This window comes from Companilactobacillus nuruki, from assembly GCF_002872255.1.
Lineage (GTDB): Bacteria > Bacillota > Bacilli > Lactobacillales > Lactobacillaceae > Companilactobacillus > Companilactobacillus nuruki.
In genome coordinates this window covers 56,917-64,162 of sequence record NZ_NIPR01000021.1, presented here as the reverse complement: position 1 = coordinate 64,162, position 7,246 = coordinate 56,917, and the positions used below count along the sequence as shown (strand labels likewise).

6 protein-coding genes and 1 pseudogene are annotated in these 7,246 nt (G+C 35.4%); 1 reads left to right on the top strand and 6 read right to left on the bottom strand.

The genetic code is table 11. The features are described 5' to 3' along the window. A pseudogene (locus tag CBP76_RS06900) lies at nucleotides 1-207 on the top strand (hypothetical protein); the annotation flags it as partial. A gap of 208 nt (nucleotides 208-415) precedes the next feature. Here CBP76_RS06900 and CBP76_RS06895 read toward each other — a convergent pair. The 6 genes from CBP76_RS06895 to dprA form a co-directional block, all read right to left on the bottom strand. Further along, complete coding sequence (locus CBP76_RS06895; protein ID WP_102196198.1) at nucleotides 416-1,294, bottom strand: aldose 1-epimerase family protein; 879 nt, start codon at nucleotides 1,292-1,294, stop codon at nucleotides 416-418. 10 nt (nucleotides 1,295-1,304) lie between these two features. Further along, nucleotides 1,305-2,738, bottom strand: a complete 1,434-nt coding sequence (gene hslU / locus CBP76_RS06890; protein ID WP_102196197.1) for an ATP-dependent protease ATPase subunit HslU — start codon at nucleotides 2,736-2,738, stop codon at nucleotides 1,305-1,307. 19 nt (nucleotides 2,739-2,757) lie between these two features. Further along, entirely contained in the window at nucleotides 2,758-3,282 is a 525-nt protein-coding gene (gene hslV / locus CBP76_RS06885; RefSeq protein WP_102196196.1) for an HslVU peptidase proteolytic subunit, read from the bottom strand. A gap of 12 nt (nucleotides 3,283-3,294) precedes the next feature. After that, on the bottom strand, nucleotides 3,295-4,194 hold the full coding sequence (xerC, locus tag CBP76_RS06880; RefSeq protein WP_102196195.1) for a tyrosine recombinase XerC: 900 nt from the start codon (nucleotides 4,192-4,194) through the stop codon (nucleotides 3,295-3,297). Then, nucleotides 4,195-6,282 carry a type I DNA topoisomerase gene (gene topA / locus CBP76_RS06875; RefSeq protein WP_102196194.1) on the bottom strand — a complete coding sequence of 696 codons (2,088 nt, stop codon included), beginning with the start codon at nucleotides 6,280-6,282 and terminating at the stop codon, nucleotides 4,195-4,197. A gap of 102 nt (nucleotides 6,283-6,384) precedes the next feature. Then, nucleotides 6,385-7,203: a DNA-processing protein DprA gene (gene dprA, locus CBP76_RS06870; RefSeq protein WP_102196193.1), complete on the bottom strand. Its 819-nt coding sequence runs from the start codon at nucleotides 7,201-7,203 to the stop codon at nucleotides 6,385-6,387. Nucleotides 7,204-7,246: the final 43 nt, after the last annotated feature.

Sequence of the window (7,246 nt, the reverse complement as noted above, 5' to 3'; positions counted from 1 at the left end):
AATACCAATGCAAGTTGGATGACGCTGAGTGAATCAGCGAAGGGCAATAGAAGTAATTCAGCTGAATATTTAACATTTTTATTAAAAAATATCTCACAGCTTCCAACATTCTTGAAACCAGAGGAACTAGAAGCCTATTTACCGTGGAACTTTAAATCATCACGATTGAAAACGACTAACGAAGATAATCAAAAAATCGCCGCATAAATGAACACACAAAATCATCCGCATTCTCAAATGAGAGTACGGATGATTTTTTATTTTTCAATACGGTCAGTTATTAGGTGCTTACGTTATTAGGTGCTTACCTACAGATCACTTTAAAAATATAAAAAAATAAAGCCTCAACATTCGCTAAGAACGTTGGGGCTTTAAGTGTACATAAAACTATTTAAATTTACGAAAAGCCGTAAGGTTATTTCACACTGATTGAGAAATATGCTTCAAATTGTTCCTTAGGAGCCAATTTGTTAATAGCATATTTATTCTTAAAGTCATTATCACTATCGGTCTTATCTGCAAGTCCCCACCAAGGTTCGATACACATAAACTTGCCATTCTCATCAGGATATGTTGACCACATACCGAAGAATTTAGCATTACCCGTATCAAGGGTTAGCTTATGATCTGATTTATCACTTGAAATTGTAACCTCTGCTGGTTCATTTAAACGATAAACTACAGCATCGTCAACAAAGTAATCACGAGTCATATCAAAATTTTGGTTTTCAACTTTCTTTTCGCCATCTAAATTAATTAGATGGTTGTCAATTGGAATATGAGTTCTTGTTTCAGCTGGATCAACAGCAACCTTATAATCTTCAAACTTTAATCCCTTATCAAAAGGCACTTCGAAACCAGGATGTGCACCAATTGAGAAGTACATATCTTCTGATTCTTCCATACTGTCAACTAAATAAGAAATTTGAACTGTATCCTTAACTAATTGATAAACGATACGTAACTTAAAATGATATGGATACTTCTCAAGACTAGCTTCACTAGTTTCCAAAGCCAAAACCAACTTAGAATCAGTTTGTGAATCAAGAGAAAATTCTTGATCACGTGCAAATCCATGTTGGGTCATTTTATATTCTTTACCGTCAACAAAGTAATGGTCATCTTTTAAGCGTCCAACGATTGGGAACAATACTGGAGCGTGTCTACCCCAAACGTTCTTATCAGCCTGCCAGATAAATTCTGAATCTTCATTATTCTTGATGCTGTTTAATTCAGCACCCAGTGAATTAATTTTCACTGTTAAATAGTCGTTCTTCAATTGATAAACTGTCATGTTTTTCCCCCTAAAGAATGTAACGTGAAAGGTCCTGATCTTGAGCAATTTTACCAACTTGTTCGTGGACATATTCACGTGTAATAGTAATATCGCCCATTTGCATATCTGGACCCTCATACAGAATATCTGCCAAAATCTTTTCCAAGACAGTAGAAAGACGTCTAGCACCAATATTCTGATTACTATTATTCAATTCAAAAGCAATTTTTGCAATCTCTTCAACTGATTCTTTAGTAAAAGTTAAATGTATGCCATCAGCGCGTGTAAGCGCAACATATTGTTTGGTTAAAGCATTATCAGGTTTAGTCAAAATTTGAATGAAATCATCTTCTGTTAGATCATTCAATTCGACACGAATTGGAAAACGTCCTTGTAATTCAGCAATCAAATCACTAGGTTTACTTTCTGCAAAGGCTCCTGAAGCAATAAATAGAATATGATCTGTATCCACTGGACCATACTTTGTATTGATTCTTGAACCTTCAACAATAGGTAAAATATCACGTTGAACCCCTTCACGGGAAACCTCGCCTGAAGTCTTCTTATCGCCAGCAGCAATTTTATCAAACTCATCAATAAAGATAATACCGTTGTTTTGAGTTTTCTCAATCGCACTTTGATAAATCTCATCGTGATCAACTCGTTTTTGAGATTCTTGTTGAATCAATAATTCACGAGCTTCTTTAACAGGCAAAGTTCTAGTAATAGTCTTTTTAGGCATCAAAGAATCCATCATCCCTGACATATCGAGACCCATTTGCCCCATTTGATCATCCATAGGACCAACCTTTTTGGATTCTTCAACCTTGATAGTTACCTCTTCGTCTTCAAGTAACCCTTTATCAAGTTGCTCTTTGACTGATAAACGTTGATCACGAACTTCATCAGTTACATCCGAATTAGCATCAGGGTCTTCATCAACTGTATCAGCATTATTAAAAATATTACCTAATCCTTGACCGCCATTTTGCATACTATTAAGCATGCTCATAAAATCATTGTTATTTTGTTTTTGTTCTTTTTTTACACCTGGTGCTAATAACTTAACCAATTTTTTATCAACATCTCGACGAACTTCTGGTCTAATTTCGTCAAATTTTTCTTTTTCCACCATGGAAACAGCTACGCTAACCAAGTCACGAACCATTGATTCAACATCACGGCCCACATAACCTACCTCAGTAAACTTAGTTGCCTCAACCTTAACAAAAGGTGCATTGACCACTTTGGCCAATCTTCTGGCAATTTCTGTCTTACCAACACCAGTAGGTCCAATCATCATTAAATTCTTAGGGGTAATTTCTTGTTGTAATTTCTTTGGTACTTGCATACGACGATAGCGATTATACAAGGCAATCGCCACAGCTTTTTTAGCGTCTGTTTGACCAATAATATAGTTGTCCAATTGAGCAACAATTTGTTTTGGTGTTAATGTGTCCATTTATTTACTATTCTCCACTCTAAAATTTATCGGAAATAATATTTTCATTAGTAAAAATATCAATACTTGATGCAATTTTAATTGCTTCGACAGCGATTTGTTGTGCGTCCATATCTTTTGAATGACGTTGCATGGCAATAGCAGCAGCTTGAGCAAAGTTACCACCTGATCCAATAGCTACAACATCCTCATCTGGTTCAATAACCTCTCCACTACCGGAAATAAGTAACAAATTATCCTTATCCATAGCAATCAAGAGTGCTTCCAATTTTTGCAATGTAGGGTCTTTGCGCCAATCTTGGGCTAATTCTACGGCCGCACGTTTTAAATTGCCAGAATAGGCCTTGAGCTTCTTCTCAAGCCAGTCTTGCAAAGTGATGGCATCAGCAACACCACCAGCAAAACCAATAATTACTTTGTCATCATAAATTCTTCTTACTTTGTGAGCAGTACCCTTCATGATGTACTTCTCACCCATTGTTACTTGGCCATCCCCTGCAATAGCAGTATGGTCATCATGCTTAACAGCAACGATTGTAGTCATTTAATTACCTTCCTATCTTGGAAAATATTTTTTATAGTCTTTTTGTAGATGTTCCATTGTCACATGAGTGTAAATTTGAGTAGTCGATAAACTAGAGTGTCCTAATAGTTCTTGTACCGTTCTCAAGTCTGCACCATGATCTAACATATGTGTGGCAAAGGTATGACGTATCATATGCGGATGAATGTCAGATGTCAAGCTAGTTTTCTTAATTACTTGATTTAAAATATATTCAATTCCTCGACTGGTCAAATTTTTGCCACGATTATTAACAAAAACATACTGATGTTCTTGATGATTCCTATCCATTAAAGTTTTTCTGCCCTGATCAAAGTAAGTCTCTAATGAACTTTTAGCATAGCTTCCAAAAGGGACGTAGCGATCCTTGTCACCCTTACCATGTATTAAAACGATTTCATTAGAGAAGTCCAATTGATCTAACAATAGATTAGCACACTCACTAACTCGCATGCCAGTAGCATATAGTAACTCTAACAAAGCAGAATTTCGTTGAGAAAGTGGATCATCACCCTCAACGGCTTCAAATAATTGAGTCATCTCTTTTTCATAGAAAAAATGAGGCAACTTTCGCCCCTTATGGCGTAACTGTACTAAATCAAACGGATTAGCCTTAATGAATTTATTTTTGACCAAAAAATTATAAAATGATCGCAAAGCAGAAATTCTTCTAGCAATAGTTTCATCAGCATAATCTTTTTCATCTAAGTAGGTTAAATAAGTTTCTACATCGATTCTTGTAATCGGTGTAAAACCTTTAAATCCACCATTTTGTTCTAAAAAAGAAACAAAATTATCAATATCCTCAAGATAAGATTTTTTTGTTTCTTTCGAGTAATGATGATTAACCATTAAATTATCAACAAATTTATCGATTAATTCTTGTTCTATCATTTATTTTTGAATATCCTCTTCATAATCTCCATTTGGACAGATTATTTGACGACCACCCTTAACTTTCTTTTCAACTAAGTAATGACCATCTTTTGGACAATCACGTCCAATCGGTTTATCCCATGAAACAAAATCACAATCAGGATATCTAGAACAACCATAAAAGATACGATTCTTTTTAGATTTTCTTTCAATAACTTGTCCTTTTTTACATTTAGGACAAATCACACCGATCTCTTTAACGATTGGTTTAGTATTACGACATTCTGGGAAACGTGAACAGGCATAAAATTTACCATAACGTCCCATTTTAATAACCATTGGTGCACCACAGATATCACAATCCATGCCCGCAGGTTCGTCTTTAATTTGAACTTTCTCAATCTTATCTTCAGCGGATTCTAGCTCTTTGGCAAAGGGTTTGTAGTAACGATCAACAACTTTGACCCAATTCTCTTTGCCTTCTTCAATATTATCTAATTCATCTTCCAAATGAGCTGTAAAGTCGATATTAACAATATCTGGGAAATAATCTTGAATTAAATTGTCAACGATCTCGCCCAATTCAGTAGGCTCAAAACTCTTACCATTTAATTTAACGTAATAACGACGTTGAATGGTATCAATCGTTGGTGCATAAGTTGATGGACGACCAACACCATTTTCTTCCAGCGCTTTAACTAAAGATGCTTCGGTAAATCTTGCTGGTGGTTGTGTAAAGTGTTGAGCCGGATCATTTGTCTGTAACTTAGCACTGTCACCTTCACTCAATTCAGGTAAGATATTATCTTTTTTCAATGTATCAGAGGTACTTTGATAAACCTTACGGTAACCTTCAAATTTAATCTTAGAACCATTAGCTCTGAACATTACACCATTTTGTGAAAGATCAACTGTCATTGTGTCAAAAACGGCTGGTGTCATTTGACTGGCAACAAATCTTGACCAAATCAAACTGTATAAACGAAATTGATCACGGCTAAGAATATCTTTTAATGATGCCGGTGTTCTAAAAACTGATGAAGGACGGATAGCCTCATGGGCATCCTGAGCACCTTCTTGGTTTTTATCCTTACGTTCTTTAACGATTGCATAAGGTTCACCGTACTCTTCATGAATAAACTTCGAGGCATCTGCTTCGGCAACCTTAGAAATACGTTTGGAATCAGTACGCATATAAGTAATTAAACCTACAGTACCTTCCTTACGTCCCAAATTGATTCCTTCATAAAGTTGTTGAGCAATCATCATAGTTTTTCTAGTTTTAAAATTCAAACGCTTGTTGGCTTCTTGTTGCAAAGAACTGGTTGTAAACGGTGCTGCAGGCATACGCTTACGTTCTTTTTTAGTAACTTTGTCAATAGTGAAATCTTTTTTCTTATCGATTTTACCAAGAACTGATTGCACTTCATCATTATTCTTTAATTCAGCTTTTTTACCGTCTAAACCATAAAAATTAGCTTTAAATTTATCCCTGCCGTGCTTAAATGTGGACTCAATTGTCCAATATTCTTCAGGAACAAACTTCTTAATATCATTTTCACGCTCAATAACCAATTTCAAAGCGATTGATTGAACACGTCCGGCACTGAGGCCTTTTTTAACTTTAGCCCAAAGAATTGGGGAAATCGAATAACCAACTAACCGATCTAAAACACGTCTGGCTTGTTGAGCATCTACCAAGTTCATATCAATTGAACGTGGACTCTTAAACGCCTGTTTAACCGTATCTTTAGTAATTTCATTGAAAACGACTCGATTTTTGCCATCTTCATCTAATCCTAATAAATGTGATACGTGCCAGGCAATAGCCTCTCCTTCACGATCCGGATCGGCTGCCAGATAAACTCTTTTAGCTTTTTTTGCTTCTTTTTTTAAATCCTTAATTACAGGACCCTTACCACGAATGGAAATATATCTAGGTTCATAGTCATGGTCAATGTCAACGCCCATTTGACTCTTAGGCAAATCTCTAACATGACCTAAACTTGCTACCACGTGATAATTACGTCCCAAGTACTTTTCAATTGTTTTTGCTTTTGAAGGTGATTCAACGATCACCAAGTTCTTTTGCTTTGTTGATGGCACGTAAAGTGCTCCTTTCCAATGGATCAATTAAAACTGTCAATATATTAATCACAGATTTTCATTTTGTCAATTCAAATACAATATTTAAATGACATCTTAAGTTTATAAACTATTAAAGTCAATCAGCGGAGTAGCCCCTTGTTCAATTAATTTGTTACAACCAACCGACAAAGAATTATCAACTTGGCCAGGAATGGCAAAAACCTCACGACCATTCTCCAGAGCCAAATCAGCAGTTATCAAGGCCCCACTTCTTTTTCTTGCTTCAGTAACAATAATTTTTTTACTCAATCCGGCAATAATCCGATTCCGTGCCGGAAAATGTTGTCGCTGTATATTAGTATGTGGTGGATACTCACTGATTACCAAACCATTATTCATAATTTGATGCTGCAAATCAAGATTTTCTTTTGGATAAGCAATATCTAAGCCACTGCCTATAACCGCAATTGTATTTCCCTGATTATTTAGTGTGTGCCTATGAGCAAAAGTATCCGCTCCCATAGCCATTCCGCTCACAATAGTATAACGATTTACTAAGCGTGGGACAAGGCCACCAATGCAACGAAAACTATAATTTGTCGCCTGTCTAGCTCCGATTATAGAAATACATTCAGTTTTAAGTAAAGCAATATTACCGGAAAAATACAAGAGTGCTGGTGGATTATAGATATTCCTTAAAATCTGCGGATAGGCCGAATCCAAAAAATTAATGGCCTGAATAGCTACATCATTTTGATGTCTTAATAATAGAAGAAACTGAGTAAATTTTTCTAAACCTAATTCATTTTTTAACAAATTAAAAGTTTCACTCTTTAGATTAGCACTATTTATTGATAATTTTATAATTTTTAGCATTATTTGATTAGAAACTAATCCTGTTCTGTTGCATTGCACTAAAAATTCCGTTAATTTTGTCATAATAAAAACATCACTCCCTTATAAGAAATTACGGAAGTGATGT

Coding starts and splice junctions, on each gene's coding strand:
- CBP76_RS06895 (WP_102196198.1), bottom strand. CDS start 1,294: ATGACAGTTTATCAATTGAAGAACGACTATTTAACAGTGAAAATTAAT.
- hslV (WP_102196196.1), bottom strand. CDS start 3,282: ATGACTACAATCGTTGCTGTTAAGCATGATGACCATACTGCTATTGCA.
- dprA (WP_102196193.1), bottom strand. CDS start 7,203: ATGACAAAATTAACGGAATTTTTAGTGCAATGCAACAGAACAGGATTA.
- xerC (WP_102196195.1), bottom strand. CDS start 4,194: ATGATAGAACAAGAATTAATCGATAAATTTGTTGATAATTTAATGGTT.
- hslU (WP_102196197.1), bottom strand. CDS start 2,738: ATGGACACATTAACACCAAAACAAATTGTTGCTCAATTGGACAACTAT.